Below are 25,326 nucleotides of genomic sequence, written 5' to 3' on the forward strand. Positions count from 1 at the left end.
CGAACGAAGTCCTTGACGATGACTGATAAGCCCCAGACTGATAAGCCCCAGAAGTTCTACATCACCACGCCGATCTACTACGTGAACGCGCGGCCGCACATCGGCCACGCGTATACCACGATCGTGTGCGACGCCATCGCACGCCGCCAGCGCATGCTCGGCCGCGACACCTGGTTCCTCACCGGCACAGACGAGCATGGCGTGAAGATCGAACGCGCCGCCACCGCCCGCGGCACCACACCGAAGAAACTGGCGGACGAAGTCGCGCAGGCTTTTCGCGCGCTCTGGGACCGCATGGGCATCAGCTACGACGATTTCATCCGCACCACGGAAGAACGCCACCAGCACGGCGCGCAGGAGCTGTGGCGCGTGCTGAAGAAGAACGGATACATCTACAAGGGCACGTACTCCGGGCAGTACTGCGTCTTCGACGAGCTCTACGTCGATTCCGTCGGGCCAGGCGCGCCCTGCCCCGAATGCGGGCGTCCGACCGAGACGGTGAGCGAAGAGAACTACTACTTCAAGCTGTCGGAGTTCGAAGACAAGCTGCTGAAGTATTACGCCGAGCATCCGGAGTTCATCCGCCCGGAGACGCGCCGCAACGAAGTCACGTCTTTCGTGCGCTCCGGTCTGCGCGATCTTTCGGTCTCGCGCTCGACCTTCCAATGGGGCATCCCCGTGCCCGACGATCCCAAGCACGTGATGTACGTGTGGCTCGACGCACTCTCCAACTACATCACCGCGATCGGCTATGGTGGCGACAAGAAAGAACAGGCGAATTACGCGCACTACTGGCCCGCCGACGTGCAGATGATCGGCAAAGAGATCGTGCGCTTCCACTGTGTTTACTGGCCGGCGTTCCTGATGGCTGCCGGGCTGCCGCTTCCCAAGTCGATCGTGGCGCACGGGTGGCTGCTGTTCGAGGAAAGCAAGATGTCGAAGACGCGCGGCAACATCGTGCGGGCGGAGACCATCCTCGACGTGCTCGGCGCCGACGCGCTGCGCTACTTCCTGATGCGCGAGATCGTCTTCGGGCAGGACGGCGCATTCAGTTTCGACGCGCTCGTCACCCGCTACAACGCCGACCTGGCCAACGATCTGGGCAACCTCGCCAGCCGCACGTTGACGATGATCAACAAGTATTTCCGCGACGAGGTGCCGTATCCCTCGGCCACCGCCGCTCGCGGCGACGCCGATGATGCCATCGCGAAGCTTGCCGGCGAGGTCATCTCTACCTTCGGCGCGCAATTCGATGACACGCAGTTCTCGCGCGCGCTCGAGACCGCGTGGTCGCTCGTCGCCGCCGTGAACAAGTACCTGGTCGAGAACGAGCCCTGGTCGCTGGGCGAGAAGGAAGATCAGCAGAGCCGGGCGCGGCTGGGCACCATCCTCTATACCGCCGCGGAAGCGCTGCGCATCGTCACTGTGCTCGTCCATCCGGTGATGCCCGAGGCGACCACGAAGATATGGAAGCAGCTCGGCTTGGGCGACATCAAGAAGCTCGATCCGGCGAAGCTGAAGTGGGGCGAGCTGAAGATCGGCGCCAAGCTGGGCAAGATCGAGCCCGTGTTCCCGCGCGCCGATAAGAGCGCGATCGAAAGGATGCAGAAGATGGAAGAGCAGCGCAATCTGGCGTCGAAGGAAGCAGCCCAGGAAGCCGGCGCCGAGAGTGAGCAGGGTAAAAAGAAAGACAAGCCGGCAGGCACGGACGCCAAGGCCGGCCAGCCGGCGACGCAGGCTGCGGTCGGTCCGGCGGCGAGCACCCCTGTGGCGAGCGCGAATACTCCGGCGGCGAGTGTTCCGGCGGGGGTTCCCCCGGCCGCGAATACCGATGCGAAGATCTCCATCGACGACTTTGTGAAGGTGGAGATGCGCGTGGGCCAGGTAAAGTTCGCGGAGAAAGTAAAAGGCGCGGACCGGTTGCTGCGGCTCGAAGTGGACATCGGCACCGAGGTCCGCCAGGTGGTAGCCGGCATCGCTGCCGCCTATGAGCCGGAAAAACTCATCGGACGCAAGGTCATCATCGTCGTGAACCTCGCACCGCGGAAGCTGCGCGGCCTCGAGTCGAACGGGATGATCGTCGCAGCGTCGGCCGGCGAGGAAGGCTCGCCGGTGCTGGCGGGCTTCCTCGAGGACGTCCCTGTGGGGGCGCGGCTCAAGTAAGACACCCACCACAGAGGCACAGAGTCTTTCTCTTTTTTCTGCTTTCTTCTTTGTGCTTTGTCTTGGCTTCCCATCTTCCAATCCTCGTTGTTTATCCTTCTATGTCTTTTGACCTTCTCGGTGTCTCCGTGCCTCTGTGGTAGGTTTTCTTTTCATGTACATCGATTCTCACGCTCATCTCGACGGCCCGAAGTTCGACTCCGACCGCGCCGAGGTCATCGCGCGCGCCCGCGCTGCCGGCGTCAAAGCGATCCTATGCATCGGCAACGGAACTGGCCCCGGCACGCTCGACTGCGCCGCTAAACTCGCTGAACATCATCGCGACGACGGCATTTACGCCTCGACCGGGGTCCATCCCCACGATGCCAGGCTCGCGAACACGGCCAGCTACCAGGAGATCGAGCGCTTGGTTGAGCAGAAACAAGTCATCGCCATCGGCGAGATCGGACTCGACTACTTCTATAAACACTCTGAGCCTCTGGTGCAGCAAGAGGTCTTCATCCGCCAGATGGAGATCGCGCGCGCGGCGGAGCTTCCCATCATCCTGCACATCCGCCCGGCAACGGAAAACGATGCCGCGTGGGAAGACGCCTTCCGCCTGCTGCGCGAACACTGGCAGCCCACGGGCCTTGGCGGCCGCGGCATTTTCCACTGCTTCACCGGCAACGCTGACCAGGCCAAGCGCGCGCTCGACCTTGGCTTCCTGATCTCCTTCGCCGGCGTGGTGACGTTCCCGAAGTCCGCCGAGATCCAGGAAGCCGCACGACAGGTCCCGCTCGACCGCATGCTGATCGAGACTGACTCTCCTTACCTCGCGCCCGCGCCGCACCGCGGCCAGCGCAACGAGCCGGCCTTCGTGGTCGAGACGGCGCGGTATCTGGCGCAGCTTCGTGGCGTGAGCGCTGAGGACATCGGCATGGCCACCAGCCGCAATTTCCGCGGCTTATTCGGCCTATAGGATCGACCCTGGTTACTCCCTAGTTGCGACTTCCTCTGTCGTCGCCTCATCGCTTACACTGTTCGTCCCACAGACAAGAGCCGTTCCCTCGGTGCGCTCCGTGTCTCCGTGGTGAAGACAATATGGCCGACAATTCATTCGACATCGTGAGCAAGGTAGACCTGCAGGAGGTCGCGAACGCGATCCAGAACGCGCTCAAGGAAGTCCATACGCGCTTTGACTTGAAAGACGCGAAGGCGGACATCAAGCTCGAAGGCAAGGACGCGATCATCCTCACCGCCGTCGACGAGTACAAACTCAAGGCGGTCAACGACGTTTTCCAGCAGAAGCTGGTGAAGCGGCAAGTCCCACTCAAGGCGCTGAGCTATGGCGCGGTGGAGACGGCTCTCGGAGCGACTGTGCGCCAGAAGATCAGCATGCAGCAAGGCATCCCGGTAGAGAAGGCGCGCGAGATCGTGAAAGCGATCAAAGACTCGAAGAAGAAGGTGCAAGCCTCGATCCAGGGTGACACCGTGCGCGTGAGCGGCAAAGACCGCGACTCGTTGCAGGAGATCATCGCGCTGGTGAAGGGCAAGGATTTCGGGATCGACATGCAGTTCACAAACTACCGGACGAATTGATCGCAATGAAAGACACGCGCATAAACCCGCCCGCCACCAACGCCAAGGAGCTCTTCGATCTGCTGCGTGACGACCTGGCGGCGATCGAGCGCGAGTTCGGTCGGGACACCGTGTCGAACGTGGGCGCCATCACTGAGATCGGTGAGTACCTGCGCGGCGGCGGCGGCAAGCGCATCCGTCCGGCGCTGCTGTTGCTGTCTTCGAAACTTTTCAACTATTCGGGACGTTCGGTCATCCGGCTGGGCGCGGTGGTCGAGATCATCCACACCGCCACGCTGGTGCACGACGACATCATCGACGAAGCGCAGACGCGCCGCGGCCGCGCCAGCGCCAACACGCAGTGGGGCAATTCCAAGTGCGTGCTGGCCGGCGACTGGCTCTACATGCAGTCCTTCAAGATCGCGGTGCAGGAGCGCAATTTCCGCGTGCTCGATGCGCTCATCGACCTCACCCAGGCGATGGTCGAGGGCGAACTGCTGCAGATGGAAAAGCTCGGCAAGATGATCTCTTCCGAAGAACACTTCGACCTCATCTATCGCAAAACGGCGTGCCTGTTTTCGGTCTGCATGCGGATGGGCGCGATCGTGAGCGGCGCGTCGGAAGAGGAGGAAGAAAAGCTCGCCAGCTACGGACGCAACGTCGGCCTCGCCTTCCAGATCGTGGACGACGTGCTCGACCTCACCGCCACCGCCGACGTGCTGGGCAAGCCGGTGGGGAGCGATCTGCGCGAAGGCAAAGTCACGCTCGCGGTGATCCACGCGCTGGAGCGCTGCTCCAAAGGTGAGCGCGCGATGATCGAGACGGTGCTGCGCGAGCGCGCGTTCCGCTCCGTGACGCTTGACCAGGTGCTCGACATCCTCACGCGCTACGGCTCGGTGGACTACGCCACCGCTCGCGCCAGCGAATATGCGCAGGCGGCGCGCGATAGCCTGGAAGGCTTTCCCGATTCCGAGATCAAGCGGGCCCTGCTCTGGATGCCCGATTTCGTGGTCGAACGCGAGAAGTAGATGCCCAACGAAGTCGAGATCAAGTTCCTGGCGCCGGAGCTCGCGGCGCTGCGCGAGAAGCTACGCACTGCCGGCTTTAGCGAGCGAACGCCGCGCACGCACGAGATGAACGTGCTCTACGACCTTCCCGGGCAAGCGCTGCGTTCGCGCGGCGAACTGCTGCGCATCCGCAAGTACGGCGACAAGTGGACGCTCACCCACAAGTCGCCGGGCACGACCGGCAAACACAAATCACGCGCCGAGACGGAGACCGAGGTCGAGGATGGTGGGGCGCTCGAAAGCATTCTCCGTTCGCTCGGGCTGGACGAGACTTTCCGCTACGAGAAATACCGCAGTGAATGGAGCGATGGCGAGGGCCACGTCGTCCTCGATGAGACGCCCATCGGCAACGTGGCGGAGATCGAAGGCCCTCCCGAGTGGATCGATGCCATGGCAGAGAAACTTGGCATTTCCGAACGGGACTACATCACCAAGAGTTACGGGCAACTGTTCGAGGATTGGAAGCGGCGCACCGGCAGCACCGCCGAGCAGATGACCTTTGCAGCAGTGGGCGCTACACCTTCACGATAGCCTGCGAGAGAGCCTGCATGGCCGCGTGATCCACGCCGCCTTTACGCGGCGGCGCCATGACACTTCTTGAATTTCTTGCCGGAGCCGCAGGGGCAGGGATCGTTGCGTCCGACCTTCGAACCTTCGCGTTTCACCTGCTGCACCGGCGTCTGGTCGCCGGCGCCGGCCATGCGCGCCTGTTCGAGCTCGCGCTTTTTCTTGCGCTGGAACTCGGCCTCGATCTCGTCGATGGTGGTCTGCGCGCGGCGTGACGCCCCGTTGCCGCCGCCGGCCGCTGGCTCCGCGGACACATCCACCGGACGCCCGGTGGCGTTGTCCACGATCTGCAGGAGGTAGAGGTAGCGCACCGTCTCTTCCTCGAAGCGCTGCATCATCGCTTCGAACATCTGGAAGCTCTCACGCTTGTACTCGACCAGCGGATCGTGTTGTGCGTAGCCGCGCAGCCCGATGCCTTCGCGCAGGTGGTCCATGTTCAGCAGGTGGTCTTTCCACTGCTGATCGATGATGCTCAACATCAACATGCGCTCGTGATAGCGCATCTCCTCGGGACCGATGAGGCGTTCCTTGGCCTCGTAGCGATCTTTCAACTTCCCGAAGATGGCGTCGCCCAGCTCCTGGCGGTTGAGCTCCGCCGGCTTCACGCCTTCGGCGATGAAGTCCACACCGAAGCGGGTGAAGACCTCTTTCTTCAGGCCTTCGATATCCCAATCGTCGGGGTGCGCATTCTCGGGAACGTGTTTCGTCATCAGCTCGCCAAGGATGCCGGCAACGTAATCCTCGAGCAGCAGTTCTTTCTGCTCCACGCCGTGCAGCAGCTGCCGGCGCAGTCCGTAGACGGCGTGGCGCTGCTTGTTCATCACGTCGTCGTACTCGAGCACGTGCTTGCGGGCTTCGAAGTTCTGCGCCTCGACCGCCTTCTGCGCCGCCTCGATGCGCCGCGAGATCAGCTTCGACTCGATGGGGATGCCCTCTTCCATCCCCAGCCGCTGCAGCAGGTTCGACACCCACTCCTTGGCGAAAATGCGCATCAGGTCGTCTTCGAGCGAGAGGTAGAAGCGCGATGAGCCAGGATCGCCCTGGCGTCCGGCGCGCCCGCGCAACTGGTTGTCGATACGCCGCGCCTCGTGCCGCTCGGTGCCAAGGATGTGCAAGCCGCCGACGCCGGTCACTTCGTCGTGCTCCGCGTCGGTCTCGCCACGATACTTGGTGAAGAGTTCGTCCCATTGCGCGATGGGCATCTCGAACTCGGTGCCCGCATAATAGAAAACGGTGGAATCGGCGCGCTGCGCGCCCTTGATGACTTGTCCCACGGCCTGCTGGCGGGGCTGCGCGAGGCCGCGCTTCACGGCTTCTTGTTTTGCCATGAACTCGGCGTTGCCGCCGAGCAGGATGTCCGTACCGCGGCCGGCCATGTTGGTGGCGATGGTCACCATGCCGCGCCGGCCCGCTTGCGCCACGATCTCCGCTTCCTTCTCGTGGTACTTCGCGTTCAGGACGACGTGCTTGATGCCCTTCTTCTTGAGCAGCTCGGAGATGCGCTCCGATTTCTCGATCGAGGTGGTGCCCACCAGGATGGGCTGCCCGCTCTCGTGCATGCGCGCGATCTCGTCGGAGACGGCAAAGTATTTTTCTCTTTCCGTGCGATAGACGATGTCGGGGTTTTCGAGGCGCCGCATCGTCATGTTCGTGGGGATGACGACGACTTCCAGCTTGTAGATCTTGTAGAACTCGGGCGCTTCCGTCTCCGCCGTGCCGGTCATGCCGGCAAGTTTCTTGTACATGCGGAAATAATTCTGGAAGGTGATGGTGGCGAGCGTCTGGTTCTCGTTCTCGACCTTCACCTTCTCTTTCGCCTCGATGGCCTGGTGCAGTCCGTCGGACCAGCGCCGGCCGGGCATGAGGCGTCCGGTGAACTCGTCGACGATGAGCACCTCACCGTCTTTCACCACGTACTCCACGTCGCGCTTGTAGAGCGCGTGCGCCTTGATGGCCGTCTCTACGTGGTGTTTCAGGTCCCAGTTTTCCGGGTCGGCGATGTTACCGATGCCGAGCAGCTTCTCGACTTTTTCCCAACCCTCGTCGGTGACCAGGACGGTGCGATGCTTCTCGTCGATGACGTAATCCTTGGTGTAGAGCTTGTTGTCGCCGTCCTTGAGTTCCTCGCCCGGCTCGAGCCGCGGGATGATCTTGTCGACGCGATCGTACTTGTCGGTGGTCTCGTCGCTCGCGCCCGAGATGATGAGCGGAGTGCGGGCTTCGTCGATGAGGATGGAATCGACTTCGTCGACGATGGCGAACTGGTGGACGCGCTGGACGCAGTCCTTCAGGTCGAACTTCATGTTGTCGCGCAGGTAGTCGAAACCGAACTCGTTGTTGGTGCCGTAGGTCACGTCGGCGGCGTAGGCATCGCGGCGCTGCTCGTCGTCGAGCTCATGCACGATCACGCCGACGGAGAGTCCGAGGAACTTGTACAGCTTGCCCATCCACTCGGCGTCGCGCTTGGCCAGGTAGTCGTTGACGGTGACCACATGGACGCCACGTCCGCTGAGCGCGTTGAGATACACAGGCAGCGTGGCGACGAGCGTCTTGCCCTCGCCCGTCTTCATCTCCGCGATCTTGCCCTGGTGCAGCACTATGCCGCCGATGAGCTGAACGTCGAAGTGGCGCATGTTGAGCACGCGCCGCCCTGCCTCGCGCACCACGGCAAAAGCTTCGGGCAAGATCTCTTCGAGCGCCGGCTTGAGTGCCTTGTCGGCCGCGGCCGAGGCTTTGTCGGCATCCTTCTGGGTGACGCTTTCCGTATCCCCCTCGCTGCCCTCGACGGCGGCAAGGCGCTCCTGGATGAGGGCGCGGAACTTATCGGTCTTCGCGCGCAGCTCGGCGTCGGAGAGCTTCTGCATCTCCGGCTCGAGCACGTTGATCTGCTCCACGGCGGGGAGCAGACGCTTCACCTCGCGCTCGTTCTTGGTGCCGAAAACCTTGGCTAAAAGAGTGTTGATCAACAGGAATTCCTGGGCAGGATCGTGCCTTTTTCCAGCTTTATCAGCCTAACACATTGGATGCGCGCGCTTGGCGCGAGACTCATTCCCCGGGGCCGCGGTGGAGGCCGGCGGCGGCGCCAATACCCGCCTATAATCGTTGCTTCGTAGATCGCTGCGCCTATTCGTAGACACCGGAGGACATCCAATGAAGCGCATCATGATCCACACACCCATCCGCACATCCATCCGCACACCCATCGCACTCACGCTCACGCTGCTGCTGGCGACTTCCGCCTTCGCCAAAGGCATGAAGAAGGTCGTCGAACTGAAAGACGCCAAAGGACAAAGCGTGGGCACGGCCACGCTCAAGCAGGAAAAGGATGAAGTCGAGATCAAGCTGAACCTGAAGAACCTGCCGCCCGGCGAACACGCCATCCACATCCATCAGAATGCGAAGTGTGACGCACCCGACTTCAAGTCGGCCGGACCGCACTTCAATCCCAACGGCAAGAAACATGGCCTGGAGAGTCCCGACGGGTCGCACAACGGCGACATGAAGAACATCACCGCCAGCAAGCGCGGCACGGTGCATGGCGAAGTGGAGAACAAGCAGGTCACGCTCGACGAGGGCAAACCGAACTCCGTCTTCGCCAACGGCGGCACCACGCTGGTCATCCACGCCAAAGCCGACGACATGAAGACCGACCCGGCCGGCAACGCCGGCGACCGCATCGCCTGTGGGCTGATCGTGAAGTAAGCATCGTGGAGGAAGAGCGGATTTTGTCGCCCGAACGACGAGAGGCGTCCGCCGCGCGGGCGCCTCTCGTGTCGTTGGATACGATGTTGCCTCCGCTTTTCGGGTGGCGCGCACAGCGGTTTGAATCGAGCCCTGCTTCCGCTATATTTCGAGCTTGCCTCCCAGCCAGTTGCAGGGGTTTTACGGCTGCTTCTCCGGATCGGCGGACCAGTGGCCGCAGAATGTCGCAGTCGAGGTGCAGCGCGAGCAATCACTCGAGCGCTACACCTACGCCGAATTACGCCACATGGCGGAATCGGTCGGACGCTGGCTCACCGCAGCCGGCCTGCCGCGCGGCGCTCGCTGCGCCTTCCTGGGCAACAACAGCGCGCGCTGGGTCGCGGCTTACGTGGGGACCATCGCCGCCGGATGCGTCGCCGTCCCGCTCGACACCGCCTTCAAGCCCAAGCAGATCGCCACGCTGCTGCAGGACAGCGGGGCGTCAATCCTGTTCGTCGACGAACGTTATCTTCCTTACGCGCGCGAAGCGGCTGAAGGGATGGGGATAAATATCCGCTTCGTCCTGCTCGAAGGCGCCGCAGCCGGCGTGGATGCGGCCGGCGTTGATTCCGTCGAGAAGATCTTTGCCGGCGGTCCTGGTGACTTCCGCGCGGTCGCACCGCAAAGTCTCGATGAGGCGGCGGTAATGCTTTACACGTCCGGGACGACCAGCGACCCGAAAGGCGTGGTGCTCACACACGACAACCTGCTGGCGGAAGTCGAGGCTGTGGCCGGCTTCGTGACCATCGGACCCACCGACGCTATCCTCGGCGTGCTTCCCCTGTTCCACGCGCTGGCGCAGATGGCCAACCTGCTGCTGCCCTTCGCCCACGGCGCGCGCGTCGTCTACCTGGAATCGCTGAACACTACCGAGCTGCTGCGCGGACTGCGCGAGCGCGGCATCACACTCTTCTGCTGCGTCCCGCAATTCTTCTACCTCATCCACGAGCGCATCATGAAGGAAGCGGCGGCGCGTGGCCTGCTCGCGCGCCATGCCTTCCGCGGACTTCTCGCCGTTTCAGGTGGGTTGCGCAAGCTCCGCATCAACCTCGGCAAGCTGCTCTTCCAGCGCGCGCACCAGGCGCTGGGCTCGAACATGCGCTACCTGGTGACGGGCGGCTCGCGCTTCGATCTCGACGTCGCGCGTGACCTGCACGCGCTCGGCTTCGACATCCTGCAGGCCTACGGACTCACCGAAGTCTCGGGCGGCGCCTTCGCCACGCCGCCCAACCACAACGTGCTCGGCTCGGTGGGGACGCCGCTGACCGGCGTGGAAGCGCGCGTCGTTAAAACGCAGGCGCAGACGCAAGCGCAAACGCAGGCGCAGACGCAAGCGCCGGCCGACGGAGATGGTATGCCGGACGGTCATCCCTCGGGCGAGGTCGCGCTGCGCGGACGCATCGTGATGAAGGGTTATTACAACCGGCCAGACGCCAACGCGGCCGCCTTCCGCGATGGCTGGTTCCTCACCGGCGACCTTGGCTACTTCGACGAAGGCGGCAATCTGTTCATCACCGGCCGCGCAAAAGAGATCATCGTCCTCAGCTCAGGGAAAAACATTTATCCGGAAGAGGTCGAGCAGCACTACCTGCAATCGCCGTGGATCAAGGAGATGTGCGTGGTCGGGCTGGTGAGCAAGGCGGGCGGCCGCCTGGAGGAGCGCCTGCACGCGGTCGTGGTGCCCGACTTCGAGGTGCTGCGCGAGAAGCGCATCGTCAACATCAACGAGGTCATCCGCTTCGATATCGAAACGCTCTCCACCAAGGTCACCCCGACGAAGCGAATCTTGAGCTACGAGATTTGGAAAGAAGAGTTGCCGCGGACGACCACGCGCAAGCTGAAGCGCTTTGAGATCCTGCGGCGCGTGGAGGGCGGCCAATCGGAAGCCGCGCGCGCGGAGGAAGCGGCCGCGCCGTCATTCTCGGAAGCAGACGCGGTGTGGATGGCCGGCCCACAGATCGGGCAAGCTATAGCGCTCATCCGCGAGGCCGCGCGTGAACACGCCGCGCAAGTAGCGCCCGCCGCCAATCTCGAACTCGATCTCGGACTCGATTCCATGGAGCGCGTGGAGCTGATGGTCGCGCTCGAGCACGTGTTCAACGCCAACATCCCGGAGGCGCGCGTCTCCGAGCTCTACACCGTGCGCGAGCTGGTGGATGCGGTGCTCGAACACTCGGGCAAGGGCGCGCCGGAGGCCGGAAGCAGGCGCCAGGCCGCGGGATGGGAGCACATCCTCGCGCCAACCGATGGGGCGGAGACCGAAGGGAGCGAAGACGAGGCCGTCCGCGCCATCACGCGTCCGCAATTCCTCTACACGCTCTTCTGGTTTATCGCTGAGCGCTTCGCCAACCTCTTCACCCGCGATTTCTTCGACCTGAAGATCACTGGCCTGGAAAAGCTGCCGGTAAAAGGGCCGTACATCATCTCGCCCAACCACCAGAGTTTTATAGACGCGCCGGTGCTCGTCGCTTTCTTCCCGTGGCAGCTCTACAAACAATTGTTCTATGTCGGGACGAGCGAGATCTTCGGCTCCGGCTTTGGCCGCTGGCTGGCGCGGACCATCAAGCTCATCCCGGTGGATCCGGACGCGAACCTGGTGCCGGCGATGCGCGCCGGCGCTTACGGCCTGCGCCACGGGCGCGTGCTCGTGCTCTATCCCGAGGGTGAGCGCTCGATCGACGGCACACCGCGCGCGTTCAAGAAAGGCGCGGCCATCCTGGCGACGCACTTGCAAGTGCCCATCTATCCCATAGCGATGGATGGATTCTTCGAAGCCTGGCCGCGCGGCAAGAACTGGTTCCAGCGCTTCTCGCGGATGCGCATCGCCATCGGCGATCCTATCGCGCCGCCGGCTTCGGCGGGAGCGAATCCCGAACAGACCTATGCGCAGCTCACCGCCGAGCTGAAACGCCGCGTGGTGGAGATGTGGGAGCCGATGCACGCGGAGCTGCACCGGGATAAGCGCGGCTGAGCAGCTGGGTGAGCTCGCGAACGCCGGCGCTGTTGAGGTCGATCCTTTTGATCTCAGCCATGGCAGTTTTCTCGTGGGGGCTTACTTCGCCCGCGGATGGCTCTTGTCGTAGACCGCCATCACGTGCTTCATCGAGAGCTGGGTGTAGCGTTGCGTGGTCGAGAGCCGCTCGTGGCCGAGCAGCTCCTGGATGGCGCGCAAGTCGGCACCCTCTTCCAGCATGTGCGTGCCGAAGGCGTGGCGCAGGGTGTGCGGATGCACGTCTGGCGGCAGGCCCTTCGCGACCGCGATGGCCTTGACGATGCGCCCGACCGAACGCGAGGTCAGCGGCCCGCCCCGCTGGTTCAACAGCAGCGCGCGGGTGGTGGCTGTCTTCTTCTTGTCTTTGCTCAGCGCCTGCTGCCGCGCCGGCCTATACGCCGCCAGAGCGTCGCGCGCGCTCTCGCCGAAGGGCACGTAGCGCTCCTTCTTCCCTTTTCCACGGATGAGGATGGCTTCGTTCGAGGCGCGGATGTCGTCGAGTTGGATCCCGACCAGCTCCGAGTTGCGGATGCCGCATCCGTAGAGCAGCTCGAAGATCAAGCGGTCGCGCTCCGGGAAAGTGGCGTGCTCGGGCATGGGCGCGTCCAGGATCCCGTTCATCTCTTCGATGGTGGGAACGCGCGGCAGTCTCTTCGGCAGCCGTGGCGTGGCGACGAGCGCGGCTGGATTCTGTTCCACCTCGCCTTCGCGGGCCAGCCAGCGATAGAACGAGCGCAGCGCCGCCAGCGTGCGCGCCACCGAAGTCTTCGAAAGGTTCTGGTCGTAGAGGTGCGAGAGGAAGCGGCGGATGGCGAGGTGGTCGATGTTCGCGGCATCGGTCTCGCCGATGAAGGCGGCGAAACGCGAGAGGTCGCTGGCGTATGCGCGCAGCGTGTGCGGCGAAGCATGGCGCTCGGCGCGCATGGTCCGCAGGAATGAGGTGATCTGCTTTTCGAGTTTCTTCATTCCGCGCCCTTCATTACACGACCACCTTGCGCGCCTTGGCGCGCGGATGGTGCTGCTTGTAGACGTTCTTCAAGCGGTCGAGCGCGAGATGGGTGTAGATCTGCGTGGTGGAGATGTCGGCGTGGCCGAGGATGGTCTGCACCGTCCTGAGATCGGCGCCGCCTTCCACCATGTGCGTGGCGGCGGAATGGCGCAGCATGTGGGGCGAGGTGTGGCGTCCCGCCGAGGCGCCCGCCGCGCCGACCATCTTCCAAACGAGCTGGCGCGTGAGTGGCCGTCCGCCGCGCGCGATGAAGACAAAGGCCGAGCGAGCGTCGCCTGCTAGTTTCGGACGCCCTTCCTTCAAGTATTCCGCCAGCGCCTCGACCGCCGCCTTCCCCAGCGGCACGATGCGCTCCTTGTCGCCTTTGCCGCGGACGAGCAGGTACCCGAGGTCAAGCTTCGCGTCTTCGAGTCTCACGCTGGTGACTTCGGAGACGCGCAGCGCGCCGCCGTAGAAGACTTCCAGCATCGCGTGGTCGCGCAGAGCGTATGCGGGGCTGAGTCTCGTTTGCGCTCGCGCGCCGGGAGAATCCAGCATGCGCTCGACCTCATCGCGGGCCAGCGATTTCGGCAGCACCTTCCACTGCTTGGGAGAATCGAGGTTGAGCGTGGGATCGTGGTCGATCATGCGGTCGAGCAAAAGATATTTGTAGAGATGGCGCAGCGCGGAGAGCTTGCGCGCGATGGAACGTCCGTCGAGAGCGTGCGAATAGAGTTGGTCCAGGAAGGCGCGAACATCGTCGCGCTTCGCGGTCATGAGATTCCTGCGGCGCTTGACCAGGAAGCCGGCAAACTGCAGCGCGTCACGGCGGTAGGCGGCGACGCTGAGCGGCGCGAGCCCCTTCTCGATCTTCAGGTAGTCGAGGAACGCCGCGATGGTCTGGGTGCTGTCAGCCGCCACGTCCATGATTGTGAAACATTATCGGACGCTGGTCTATGACGAGCTGGATGCTCCCAGCAGCAGCTCTTCCGCGTACATGGTCCCGGCGTGATCGTCCTCGTGCTTGTAGTAGACAAAGACGTCGCCGTCTTTGGCGCCGCCTTTCGCGCCGTCTTTCGCGGCAAGATGCGCCGTCACGCGCTGGCGGATATTCTCCCGCTCCGCCGAGGTGTATTCGCCCTTGCGCAGGCGGTAGTAGACGAAGTCGGCGGTGGCGACCTCGGGCACGCTGAGCTTCTCGCTCTCCGCGATGCAGAGCGCGACGTTGTGCTCGCGCAGCAGCGCATAAATCTTCTCCTGGAACCAGGACGCGTGCCGGAACTCGAAGGCAAAGCGCATCGTCTTGGGCAGTACGGGCAGAAACTCGCCGAGCAGGCCGGTGTCGGCTTTCAAGAATGGTGGGAGCTGGAACAGGACCACGCCGATCTTCTCCTTCCCTGCCGCGCAGAACGGCTGCAGCGATTGCAGGAAGGAGCGCGTGGCGTCACCAGCATCGCGCAGGCGCTTGATGTGGGTGAGGTCCTGCGGCGCCTTGAAGGTGAAGCGGAAGTGCGCGGGCGTCGAGGCCAGCCACGAGGTGGCCAGCTTCTCGGTGACCCAGCGCCGGAAGGTGTAGTTGACCTCGACGGTGTTCAGCCGTGTGGCGTAGTACTCGAGGAACTTCTTCGAGGCCAGCTTGGGCGGATAGAACCCGGGCTTCCAGGAGGGATAGGCCCAGCCGGATGTGCCTGCGTAGATCATTGGGTTGGGTGAATCATCGGCGGAAATAGTAGCAGCTTGCTGCCGGACTACCGGGCCTTGCGCCGCTTAGTGTGCAGTCCAGGCCGCGGACCGGCCGTCCGCGCACGCGCCTTTGCTGCCGGCGTGGGCTTGGACGGCTTGCGATCGCGGACTTCACGCGTCGTTCCTTTAGGAACCCCGCCCGCCTCATCCCCGGCCAACTCCTGCCGCAGCGCTTCCAGCTTCTCCAGCGACGGCAGTTTTTGCTTCAACTTCAGCACCGGCTCGAAGAGGTCGCCGAGTCTCTCGACCCGCTTCAGCGTTTGGCCGGAGGTGAAGACGAGCATCGCGGCGTCTTTCTTCTTCAGGCATTTCTCGACCTCGTCCCAGGCGATGGGGGTGGAGACGGTGGGCCGCTCTTTCGCACGCAGCGAATAGACGTTGACGGTGGTCTTGTAGTCGTCGTTCTGGCTCCAGTCCACGAAGATCTTGTTGGCGCGCAGCGACTTCTTCATCTCGCTGACGACCTTCTCCGGATGCGCCGCCTCCATCAAGCGCGCGATCGCGTGCGCGAACGGCTTGGTCTGCTCGTAGGTCACCGCGGTGTTCAGCGGGACGTACACCTGCATCCCCTTCGAGCCGGAGGTCTTCGCGAACGCCTGCATGCCAAAGCGCTCGAAGATGCCGCGTACCCAGAGCGCGACCTCGCAGCACTGGACGATACTTGCGGGCGGACCGGGATCGAGATCGAAGGCGATGGTGGTAGGCCGCTGCATCTCCGGAAACCTCGACAGCGAAGTGTGCAGCTCGAGGTCAGCAAGGTTCGCCGCCCACACCAGCGTGGGAAGGTCATTGCAGAGCACGTAATCGATCCAGCGATTGTTGCCGGCGCTCCAGATCCTGGCGGTCTGCACCCACTCGGGCCGATGTTTGGGAGCGTTCTTCTCGTAGAAGTGGAAGCCGTCCACGCCCTCGGGATAACGCTTCAGCGTGAGCGGACGGTCTTGTAGATGCGGCAATACCGCGGGCGCGATGCGCACGTAGTAGTCGATCACCTGCGCTTTAGTGAACCCCACGGCCGGATACAGCACCTTGTCGAGATTCGAAAGCTGCAGCGTCTTGCCCTGGATCTCTACTGACTCTTTCTTGCCGGCCACTGCCATCTCCTTGCATCGGGGTGCTTGCAGTCTCCGATTCTGCCATGCCGCGACGGCGTTGCCATATAACGGCGTGGATACTGCGCTCATGGTTCGCCATCTTAAATACGACCGGCTACGCAGCTTTGCGCCCGCGGGCGCGCTCTACTGCAGCCGCTTGCGGTAGATGAAGATCTGGTCACCGTCCTCGGGACGGTCGGAGTAGACCGTGGTCACGTACTCGAGCGACTCCATGCCAGTGCCGGCCGCATCCGGTAATAGATTGTTCGAGAGCAGGACGCCACCGGGACGCAACATCTGCGCCGCATTGGCCAGCGCCAGACTCTGCTCGAAGGGTCCGTAGTAGACGAAGATGTTGGTCCCGATGATCACGTCGAAGCGCTCGGCCGCGGGCAGCGCGAGCCGCTGGTAGACCACGTTGAGGTCGGCCGCGTCGATGCGCAGCACCAGGTCCACCGGCACGCGCACGGCGCGCACCTTCAACTTGCGCGCCGCGGGCGGCGGCTCGACCGCGGAGGCGGGTTTGGCGATCTGGTCGGCGAAGGTGTCCCAATACCTGGTGGCTTCGGGCGTCCAAGGGACGTTGGCTTCGCGCAGCAACTGGATCACGTAAGGCGTGCCGGCTTGCGCGCGCTGCCGCATGCGCGCCAGGTGAGTGTTCACGCGCTCGCTGATGTCGAGCGAAGTCACGCGCACCTGCTTGCGGTCGGCGAGCCCGAGACGCAGTGCGGAATCCATCAGGGCGAAGGGCTGGAAGCTCTGCAAGGGATAGAAATCGTATCCCTCGCGTTTGTCGACGAAATCTAGCCCTGGGCCGATCACCGCCAGCCGCTGCGCGCTGCCCTGGGCGAGCACACCCTTCGCCATCAGCTCGCGTAGCGCGTCTTCAATGGCCAGGTTGGGCAGCCACGAGGTATCGAGGGAGACGCCGCGCGTGGCGAATAGCCGCGCGCGCACCGCCAGCTCCTGATCTCTATCGCCCGTCTCGCGCGCTTTGCGCACTTCCTCCATGTATCCGCTGAACTCGGTGCGCGCGCGGTCGAAGCTATGCAGCAGATATGCTGCGACCTTCTCCTTTTCCTGGGGCGTGGCGAAACTCATCCCCTGGGCAACGATGAGCCGACGCATGAAGTCGACGCGTTCGTTGCCTTGCGGTGCAGCCATGGCCAGCACCAGGTCGTGGGTGCGGTAACCGATCACCTGCTCGAGGCGCGCTTGCGCCTGTTTCGCATCACCCTCGGCACGCAACTTCTCGAAGAACTCCGCCGAGAGGCGCGGCTGCCGCGTATAGCTGTTGCCGAAAAGCAGCAGGTTGACCAGGGAATCTTCGTCACCCTTGGCCAGCCGGTCGCGGACTTGCTTATCCTGCGCCCGGACCCAGTCTGGCCACAGGTCCATGAGGTGCTGCGGTTTCTTGCCGGCAAGGTCTTGCGGCAGGGTTGCGGCAGGAGCGGCGGCGACGATGGGCGCGGCTTCTTCCCACGGGATGAACATGGGGATGAGCTTGGGGCTGACCTGGGCGCGCGGACGCGACGCCGGCGGCGCAGCGAAGGCAAGCGTGGCGAGCAGCAGCAAGGGTGCGGTGCGGAGAGCGGAGCGCAGCAGGGTCATCGTTGGTGTTGGTCGTTCGTCGTTGGCAGTGCTCAGGAAGCGGAACGGGAACAAGTATAGTATGCGGGTGTCCGCCGCCCCGCCGCCGCCCACCGCATCTCCGCAGGGAGGGTTGCGACGCGTGCTGGGCCCGGTGGACGCATCTGCGCTCGTCATCTCGAACGTGATCGGCGTCGGCATCTTCACCACGCCGGGCATCATCGCGCTGCTCGCTCCCGCGCCCGGCCCCATGCTCGCCGCGTGGCTGGTGGGCGGACTGCTGGCCTTTGCCGGAGCTATTTCTTACGCGCAGCTGGCCGCGCTGCGTCCGCACGCGGGCGGCGAATATGTTTACCTGCGCGCGGCCTTTGGCCCGCTTGCCGGCTTCCTGACGGGATGGATGTCGTTCGTCGCGGGCTTTTCCGGCGCCATCGCGGCCGGCGCGGTGGGCTTCGCCTCGTATCTCAGCCGCTACGCTCCGGGCGCCGCCAGCGACCGCGCATTCTTTTCCGTGCCCTTAGGGATAGGGCATCTGGAATGCTCGCCGCGTGCGCTGGTGGCCATCGGACTCATCGTCGTGCTGTCGCTGGTACACATCCGCGGCCTCGGTCCCGGTCGCGTGGTGCAGAACACGCTGGCCGGAATAAATATTTTCGCGCTGCTGGTGCTGATCGTGTGCGGCTTCGCCTTCGGACGCGGCTCGGCCACGCACTTCCACGAAGCGGCGGGGTCAGTGCATCCCAGCGCGTGGCTGGTCGCCCTCATCCCGGTGATGTTCACCTATAGCGGATGGAACGCCGCCGCCTACGTGGCGGAGGAAGTCCGCGAGCCGGCGCGCAACGTGCCGCGCGCGCTGGCCGGCGGAACCATCGTGGTCATCGTGCTCTATCTCGCGCTCAACGCGCTCTATCTCTACGCCGTCCCCATGGCGGAGATGGCGGGCAAGCCGAGTGCGGGAGACATCGCTGCGGAGGCGCTGTTCGGACCGCGCGGCGCGAATGCGCTCGTGCCCGTCATCATGATCGCGCTCGCCGGTGGCATCAGCGCGATGGTGGTCGCCGGACCACGCGTCTACTTTGCCATGGCGCGCGACGGGCTGTTCTTCCCCGCCGCCGGCCGCGTGCATCCGCGCTTCCACACGCCGGCTGCATCCATCGCCGCGCAAGCGTTGTGGAGCGCGCTGCTGGTGCTCACCGGAACGTTCGAGCAGTTGCTCATCTACACCGGCTTTGCCGTGGTGCTTTTTTCCGCCGTCGCCACCGCGGCCCTCTTCGTGTTGCGCTCGCGCCCGCATGATGAAAGCGTTCCGCGCTGGGGATACCCCGTAGCGCCCGCGCTCTTTATCCTGGCTTCGCTCGCCATGCTGGTGAGCTCGGTGGTGCGCGAGCCCAAGCCTTCGGCCGCGGGACTCGGCATCATGCTGGCCGGCATCCCACTGTACTTCTGGTTCCACAGCCGCTCGCGGTCCGCGGGCTCAAAATCGGCGGGCGGAGTTTCCGGCTAACCAGCCTGCCGCTGGCCCGTCCTAACCATGACCTGCGAGGTCGTGACCGGCCAGGCTTTGAGCGGCTGCGCGCCGGCCGCCCTGGCGGATTGACCCCACGGCCCTGAATCTGTATCAATCTTGTTGCACCGACTGGAGCTGACAATGCGTCTTCTGCGCGTCGTTCTTCCCGCGACCCTGCTGCTGAGTTTCCTGATCCTTCCTGCCGCCGCCCAAACCGCCGGAACGAAGTCCATCGTGCCCGAGGACATGAACAAGTCCGCCGACCCGTGCGACAACTTCTTCGACTACGCTAACGGGACGTGGCGCGCACAGAACCCCATCCCGCCGTCGATGCCGCGCTGGAGCCGGCGCTGGCAGGCGGGCGAACAGAATAAGGAAGCGTTGAAGGTCATCCTTGACGACGTCTCGCAAAAGAAGGACTGGCCGCGCGGGTCGATCGAGCAGCTCATCAGCGACTTCTACGGCGCATGCATGGACGAGGCCACCGTCAATGGCTTGGGCACGAAACCTATCCAGTCGTGGCTGAAGCAGGTCGACGCGATGAAGTCCACCGCCGACGTGCAGAAGATGATCCGCAAGCTACACGACGTGGGCGTGAGCGTGCCCTTCGGCATGTTCGGCGGCCCAGACAATCACGAGCCCACGCAGACCATCGCCGACCTCTACGCCGCCGGACTCGGCATGCCCGACCGCGATTATTACTTCAAAAGTGAAGACCGCTTTCAAAAGACGCGCGCGAAGTACAAGGAGTACGTCACCACCATCTTCAAGCTCACCGGAGCGAGTGACGCAGACGCCGCCAAGGCCGCCGGCACCGTGATGGCGATGGAGACGCGCCTCGCCGACGCCTCGCTCGACAACGTGGCGCTGCGCGATCCGCAGGCCACCGACCACAAGACGAAGTTCGCTGACCTGGAAAAGATGACGCCGCACTTCGACTGGAGCGCCTACTTCAAGCAGGCCGGGCTACCCAACGCCGACCTCAACGTGCAGCAGCCCAAGTTCATGGCCGTGGTCGACAAGGAACTGGCAAGCACCTCGCTCGCCGACTGGAAGACGTATCTCAAGTGGCAGTTGCTGAATGCGGCGGCGCCCGCGCTCTCGCAGCCCTTCGTCGAGGCGAACTTCCAGTTCTACCAGGCGCATCTGGAGGGAGCGAAAGAGATGAAGCCGCGCTGGAAGCGCTGTGTAGAACAGGCGGACAATCTTCTGGGCGAGGCGCTGGGCAAGAAGTACGTGGAGAAATATTTCCCGCCGGAAGCCAAGGCGCGGATGCAGGAACTCGTCCACAACGAGCTGCTGGCGATGCACGACATCATCGAAGGCCTCGACTGGATGGGCGCGGAGACCAAGAAAAAAGCGCTGGAGAAACTCTCGACCTTCAATCCGAAGGTGGGGTATCCGGACAAGTGGCGCGACTACAGCCAGATCCCGATCTCGCGCACCGATTACTTCGCTGACGTGATGGCGGGCAACGAAGGTAACGTCGCTTTCAACCGCAACCTTATCGGCAAGCCGACCGACCGCGGACTGTGGGGCATGACGCCGCCAACCTCGAACGCTTATTACAATCCGTCACTCAACGAGATCGTGTTCCCGGCCGGCATCCTGCTGCCGCCCGCGTTCAGCGTGGAGAACCTTGACGTAGTGAACTACGGCGCTATCGGCGTGGTCATCGGCCACGAGATCTCGCACGGCTTTGACGATCAGGGCGCGCAGTTTGACGCGCAGGGCCGGCTCAACAACTGGTGGACCGCCGACGATCTGAAGAAATTCCAGAGCAAGACAGCCTGCGTGGTCAACCAGTTCGAGGGCTACTTCATCGAGCCCAACATCCACCACAACGGCAAGCTCGTGCTGGGCGAATCCATCGGCGACCTGGCCGGCGCCAAGATCGCTTACCTCGCCTTCCAGAAAGCGCAGCAGAAGACGCCGGCGCCCACGGTCGGCGGCTTCACTCCCGACCAGCAATTCTTCATCGCCTGGGGACAGTTCCGCGGCGACGAGACCCGTCCCGAGACCCAGCGGACGATGATCCAGGGCGACCCGCATCCGGTCGCGAAGTTCCGCGTCATCGGCCCGCTCTCGAACATGCCGGTGTTCGCGAAAGCGTTCTCGTGCAAGGTGGGGACAACGATGGTGCGTCCGCCGGAAAAGCGCTGCGAGGTCTGGTAGGCGCGCGTGAACTCTCGGGGAGCGTTGTCCACGCTGATTCTCCGCTTGGACTCAGCCGCGACAACCACTAGACTCTGCGGGCGATGCCAAAAAGGCAGGCGAGAAGGAAGAGCGGACCGGGATTCGGCGGCGTGCTGGCGTTGGCGCTGGTCATCGCCGCCGGCTTTGCCGCGCTGCTTTACTGGCGCAGCCACAAAAGCGATTTCGAGAACCTGAGCACAGCGCGCGGGACGGCGGCCATCCAGCACGAGCCGCAGCCCGAGACGCCGCCCACGCCTGCTCCCACGCCCACGCCGGAAGCCAGTGCGCGGCCGGCGAGCACGCAGCAGGTGCAGCTCTCGCCCACCTCGACGCTTTACTTCTGGCCGGCGGCGGATTTCGTCCACTTCGAGTTCGAGGTTGCGGCCGAGGAATCCCCGGTCCTCGATGTGGACTACAACCAGAACGGCCACGTGGACGCGCGCGTCGACCGCTCCTACGGGCTCGACGCTGAGGGCACATTCTGCCCTGTCTATTTCATTCGCGGTGGCGGGGTGGGCGGTTGTGGTGGCGCGCCGTCGGTGGGCAGCGTGACGGTGACGCCCGCGACCGACGGGCGCAAGACCGTCGCCTTCGTGATCCCCAAGCACGAACTCAGCGCCGACCTCGCGACGGCGCGCCTGACCTTCGGCATCTGCCGTCTGGGCGCCTCCGCTTGCGAACACTTCCCCGCCGACTCGATCGGCTTTGCCAAGTCCTACATGATCGAGATCCGCTGATCCTGACCTCATTTTTCGCCGCCCAGCTTTTCTTCCGCGAACATCTAAGTAGCTGCGTGACCTTTTGGGCCCCCGCTCCGTTTACCTAGTCAGAACGGCGTCCCGCGGAGAAAACGCTTGAGGGCTCTAGCTACGACATCGGATGAACGGCTGCTGATCGAGGCGGCACAGCGGGACCCAGACCGCTTTGCCGCGCTCTACGAGAACAACTTCCACCGCGTCTACGCATACATCGCGTACCGCGTGCGGAACCGCGAGGAAGCCGAAGACCTGACCGCCGAAGTCTTTCACCAGGCGCTGAAGAACCTGGGGAAGTACGAATGGCGCGGCGTACCCTTCGCGGCCTGGCTGGTGCGCATCGCCGCCAACGCCATCGCCGACCGCCATCATCAGGCGGCGCGCGAGTATCCGCTTCCGCCGGAAGAACAAGACGGACTGGAAGCGGCGGGCGGCGGCGGCGAGGCTATCGAGCGGCGCGTACTGCTTGGCCAGCTCGTAGAGACGCTCGCAGAAGATCAGCGCACCGTCGTGATCCGGCGCTTCGTGGAGCAGCGCTCGATCAGCGAGATCGCGCGGGAGCTCGGGCGGACGGAAGGCGCGGTGAAGCAGTTGCAGTTCCGCGCTCTCCAGTCTCTGCGGACGCGAATCCAGCGGTCCCCGAACGGACCCGACAGAGGACACCATGACTAGCCCCACCACCTACGACCAACTCGATAACGCCATCACGCTCATGCTCGCCGAGCCGGAGACAGCACTGCCCACGCTCGATGCCGAGGCGAGCGGACTGCTCGAGCTCGCCGCCGAGCTGCGCAGCCTGCCTCGTCCGGAATTCCATGCCGCACTCGAGAATGACCTGCGCTACGCGCTCGGCCTGCCACTGCGTCCCAAGCTGCCCCCGATTGTTCGTCGGCCTGCGGCGCAAATCGCACCGGAACAAGCGCTGCCGACGCTGTTCGGCGCCGGTCCCGCAACCTATCCCGTGCGACAAAGAAACTTTGCGCTCTCCATGGCGGTGCATGCCGCGATGATTGCGCTGGTGCTCGGCTCCACCATGTTCGTCGCGAAGGTCAGCAGCACGAAACATCAGAATGTGACTGCGCTCGTGAGCCCGGAGCTGAGTGAGTACAACCTGCCGATCAGTGATGGGAAAGCTGGTGGCGGCGGTGGAGGCGGCGACCGCGACAAGCTCGATGCTTCTGCCGGACGCCTGCCGAAGGCTTCGCTGAGCCAAGTGACACCGCCGAGCGCGGTCATCCGCAATCCGAATCCGGCGCTCGCGGTAGAGCCGACAGTCGTTATGCCGAACATCAACGTGCCGCAGCCTAACCTGGCCGCGCTCGGTGATCCGCTGGCGCGCCTCGACCGACCGCCATCGAATGGCACCGGCTCGGGCGGTGGCATCGGCAGTGGCGATGGCGGCGGCGTGGGTAGCGGCCGCGGCCCCGGCGTTGGCCCTGGATGGGGAGGTGGCATCGGCGGTGGCGCATACCGCGTAGGTGGAGGAGTAAGCGCGCCGCGCGCCATCTACGCGCCTGATCCGGATTACTCCGAAGAAGCGCGCAAGGCGAAGTATCAGGGCTCCGTCGTGCTGTGGTTGATCGTGGGGCCGGATGGCCGGCCGCGCGACGTGAAGGTCGTCCGCTCGCTCGGCATGGGTCTCGATGAGAAAGCGGTCGAGGCCGTCCGCACATGGAAGTTCGAGCCCGCGTTAAAAGATGGCAGGGCGGTGCCCGTGCAGGTGAACATCGAGGTGAGCTTCCGGCTTTATTGAAACCACGCAGAGGCATTGCCGCAGCCGGAGAGGATCTCTCAGGCTGCTTGTTTTGGAGACGGCCAGAAGGCCGTCTCCACCTTCGACAACCGCGCCGTAGCTCAAGCCGCCAGCTCGTAGAGGAATTCAACATACGAACGTACCGCACCGTCGATGCCCTGCACCTTCGGATTCGACGATTCGATGACGTAGTACTCGTCGGGCGCGTGCGCGCCGGAGCCGTGGCCCAATCCGAAGTGTCCGGCACCGAGGTGCAACGGCTCTCCGGTAAAGACGTATCCCGGCCACGAGCCGGCGTTACGCGGCAGCAGGATAGGGTCGATGCCCGCGCGTTTGTATACCCGCTCCTGCACCTTGATGATCTTCGCGTCGGCAGGAGTGGAATTTGGGTCGTAGCCGCCGGTCATGTTCACGTTGATGTCGCCATAACCATGCTTGACCAGGTGCGCCTTGAGCGCGGCGAGCGCCTCGCTCGCCTTCATGTCGGGAACCAGACGCAAATCCAGCTTGGCGACCGCTTGGTGCGGCAGGATGGTCTTGCCGCCGGGGCCGGTGTAGCCGCCGACCAATCCCTCGATGTTCACGGTGGGACGCGACATCAGCATCTCCAGCGATTCCTGGAAACTCACGTCGTGGATCCAATGCTTCACGCCCAGGGATTTCTTCGCGACCTCTTCATTCATCCGCTTGGCGGCGACGGCGATCATCTGCTTCTCCGCGGCGCTGAGCGGCCGGGCTTTATCGGCAAATCCAGCGATGGCCGGGTCGTTGCCGTCTTCGGAGACCAAGGTCGAGAGCGCTTTCACCAGGTGCCACGCCGGGCTGTCGACGCGCGCCTTCAGGCTGGAGTGGATGTCTTTCGCCGGACCGCGTCCCCACAGCTCGCCGCTCGAGGTGAGCTCGCACTCGATCACGCCCTTCGCGCCCAAGGTCAGCGTGACGCTGCCGTCGGGAGCTTGCGACGCGCTGGGCATGAAGATGCCTTCCACATGCTTGAGCGCGGCCAGCACTTCGGGCCGGCGCACCACTTGCGGAAAGTGGGGCGAGCCGATCTCTTCTTCACCTTCCGCGACGAGCACGAGGTTCACCGGCAGCTTGCGTCCGGCGCCGCGGATGGCGTGGAGCGCCGCGATGAAGGCCGCCTCCGGGCCTTTCTGGTTCACCGCGCCGCGGCCCATAACCACTTTGCCGAAGCCCGGCTTGTCGACCAGGGCCGCATCCCACGGCGGTGACGACCACTCGGCCGGATCGACCTGCTTCACGTCGTACATGAAGTAGAGGCCGAGCGTGCGGGGCGCGCCGGCGTCGAGCGTGGCGAAGATCCCTGGCTCTCCATCGGTAGGAAGCTTGGTAACGGACTGGAAGCCGGCATCCTTTAGCATCTGCATGGTCAGGGCGCAACCTTCGTTCATGCCGCGGTTCTCCGCCGCGATCGAAGGCTGCCGGATCCACTGCTGCAGCCGCTGCACGGTCTCGTCGTGCCGCTTCTGGATCTCGCTCGTGATCGGAGCCAGGTCGTCCTGCTGGGTGAAGGCCGCGCGCGGCAGCGCCATCGCCACCCCGCTCATCGCTGCGCCATAAAGAAGCTCTCGCCGGTTCATGGCCGAACAAGA

The 25,326-nt window shown here is 64.0% G+C and carries 19 protein-coding genes; 12 read left to right on the forward strand and 7 right to left on the reverse strand.

Annotated features, from left to right (window positions below):
• Positions 1-18: 18 nt before the first annotated feature.
• The 5 genes from metG to M3P27_01070 all read left to right on the forward strand — a co-directional run bounded on the left by metG (position 19) and on the right by M3P27_01070 (position 5,318).
• A complete protein-coding gene (gene metG, locus M3P27_01050) occupies positions 19-2,163 on the forward strand; it encodes a methionine--tRNA ligase (protein MDP9266897.1) in 2,145 nt (714 codons plus the stop codon).
• 154 nt (positions 2,164-2,317) lie between these two features.
• Positions 2,318-3,121, forward strand: coding sequence for a TatD family hydrolase (locus M3P27_01055; protein MDP9266898.1), 804 nt, complete (start codon positions 2,318-2,320; stop codon positions 3,119-3,121).
• Between the two features lie 122 nt (positions 3,122-3,243).
• A complete protein-coding gene (locus M3P27_01060; protein ID MDP9266899.1) occupies positions 3,244-3,741 on the forward strand; it encodes a YajQ family cyclic di-GMP-binding protein in 498 nt (165 codons plus the stop codon).
• A 5-nt stretch (positions 3,742-3,746) separates the two neighbouring features.
• A complete protein-coding gene (locus M3P27_01065) occupies positions 3,747-4,748 on the forward strand; it encodes a polyprenyl synthetase family protein (GenBank protein ID MDP9266900.1) in 1,002 nt (333 codons plus the stop codon).
• Complete coding sequence (locus tag M3P27_01070) at positions 4,749-5,318, forward strand: class IV adenylate cyclase (protein ID MDP9266901.1); 570 nt, start codon at positions 4,749-4,751, stop codon at positions 5,316-5,318.
• Between the two features lie 41 nt (positions 5,319-5,359).
• Here the strand turns inward: M3P27_01070 and secA are convergent, their stop codons facing one another.
• Positions 5,360-8,320: a preprotein translocase subunit SecA gene (gene secA / locus M3P27_01075; protein ID MDP9266902.1), complete on the reverse strand. Its 2,961-nt coding sequence runs from the start codon at positions 8,318-8,320 to the stop codon at positions 5,360-5,362.
• A 184-nt stretch (positions 8,321-8,504) separates the two neighbouring features.
• Here secA and M3P27_01080 point away from each other — a divergent pair, with 184 nt between their 5' ends.
• Together M3P27_01080 and M3P27_01085 are read left to right on the forward strand one after the other, a co-directional pair.
• Positions 8,505-9,056: a superoxide dismutase family protein gene (locus M3P27_01080; GenBank protein MDP9266903.1), complete on the forward strand. Its 552-nt coding sequence runs from the start codon at positions 8,505-8,507 to the stop codon at positions 9,054-9,056.
• A gap of 154 nt (positions 9,057-9,210) precedes the next feature.
• Positions 9,211-12,066 (forward strand): AMP-binding protein, encoded by a 2,856-nt coding sequence (locus M3P27_01085; GenBank protein MDP9266904.1) that lies wholly within the window; start codon positions 9,211-9,213, stop codon positions 12,064-12,066.
• 81 nt (positions 12,067-12,147) lie between these two features.
• Here the strand turns inward: M3P27_01085 and xerC are convergent, their stop codons facing one another.
• The 5 genes from xerC to M3P27_01110 form a co-directional block, all read right to left on the reverse strand.
• The gene (xerC, locus tag M3P27_01090; GenBank protein MDP9266905.1) at positions 12,148-13,053 is read right to left on the reverse strand and encodes a tyrosine recombinase XerC; all 906 of its coding nucleotides are present in this window, start codon (positions 13,051-13,053) and stop codon (positions 12,148-12,150) included.
• A 13-nt stretch (positions 13,054-13,066) separates the two neighbouring features.
• Positions 13,067-14,002, reverse strand: a complete 936-nt coding sequence (locus tag M3P27_01095) for a tyrosine recombinase XerD (GenBank protein ID MDP9266906.1) — start codon at positions 14,000-14,002, stop codon at positions 13,067-13,069.
• A gap of 27 nt (positions 14,003-14,029) precedes the next feature.
• On the reverse strand, positions 14,030-14,776 hold the full coding sequence (locus M3P27_01100; protein MDP9266907.1) for a DUF72 domain-containing protein: 747 nt from the start codon (positions 14,774-14,776) through the stop codon (positions 14,030-14,032).
• A 47-nt stretch (positions 14,777-14,823) separates the two neighbouring features.
• Entirely contained in the window at positions 14,824-15,918 is a 1,095-nt protein-coding gene (gene ligD, locus M3P27_01105; protein ID MDP9266908.1) for a non-homologous end-joining DNA ligase, read from the reverse strand.
• Positions 15,919-16,056: 138 nt separating this feature from the next.
• On the reverse strand, positions 16,057-17,523 hold the full coding sequence (locus M3P27_01110; GenBank protein MDP9266909.1) for a class I SAM-dependent methyltransferase: 1,467 nt from the start codon (positions 17,521-17,523) through the stop codon (positions 16,057-16,059).
• A gap of 61 nt (positions 17,524-17,584) precedes the next feature.
• Between M3P27_01110 and M3P27_01115 the strand changes: the two genes are divergently transcribed.
• The 5 genes from M3P27_01115 (at position 17,585) to M3P27_01135 (ending at position 23,713) form a co-directional block, all read left to right on the forward strand.
• A complete protein-coding gene (locus M3P27_01115) occupies positions 17,585-19,006 on the forward strand; it encodes an amino acid permease (GenBank protein MDP9266910.1) in 1,422 nt (473 codons plus the stop codon).
• 144 nt (positions 19,007-19,150) lie between these two features.
• Complete coding sequence (locus tag M3P27_01120) at positions 19,151-21,184, forward strand: M13 family metallopeptidase (protein MDP9266911.1); 2,034 nt, start codon at positions 19,151-19,153, stop codon at positions 21,182-21,184.
• An 83-nt stretch (positions 21,185-21,267) separates the two neighbouring features.
• Positions 21,268-21,942 carry a hypothetical protein gene (locus M3P27_01125; protein ID MDP9266912.1) on the forward strand — a complete coding sequence of 225 codons (675 nt, stop codon included), beginning with the start codon at positions 21,268-21,270 and terminating at the stop codon, positions 21,940-21,942.
• Between the two features lie 117 nt (positions 21,943-22,059).
• Positions 22,060-22,632 carry a sigma-70 family RNA polymerase sigma factor gene (locus M3P27_01130; protein ID MDP9266913.1) on the forward strand — a complete coding sequence of 191 codons (573 nt, stop codon included), beginning with the start codon at positions 22,060-22,062 and terminating at the stop codon, positions 22,630-22,632.
• Positions 22,625-23,713 carry an energy transducer TonB gene (locus M3P27_01135; GenBank protein ID MDP9266914.1) on the forward strand — a complete coding sequence of 363 codons (1,089 nt, stop codon included), beginning with the start codon at positions 22,625-22,627 and terminating at the stop codon, positions 23,711-23,713. Before M3P27_01130 ends, M3P27_01135 begins: the two co-directional genes overlap by 8 nt.
• 101 nt (positions 23,714-23,814) lie before the next feature.
• Here M3P27_01135 and M3P27_01140 read toward each other — a convergent pair whose 3' ends face one another.
• Entirely contained in the window at positions 23,815-25,314 is a 1,500-nt protein-coding gene (locus tag M3P27_01140; protein MDP9266915.1) for a M20/M25/M40 family metallo-hydrolase, read from the reverse strand.
• Positions 25,315-25,326 lie beyond the last annotated feature (12 nt).

This window comes from Acidobacteriota bacterium, assembly GCA_030774055.1.
Classification (GTDB): domain Bacteria; phylum Acidobacteriota; class Terriglobia; order Terriglobales; family Acidobacteriaceae; genus JACPNR01.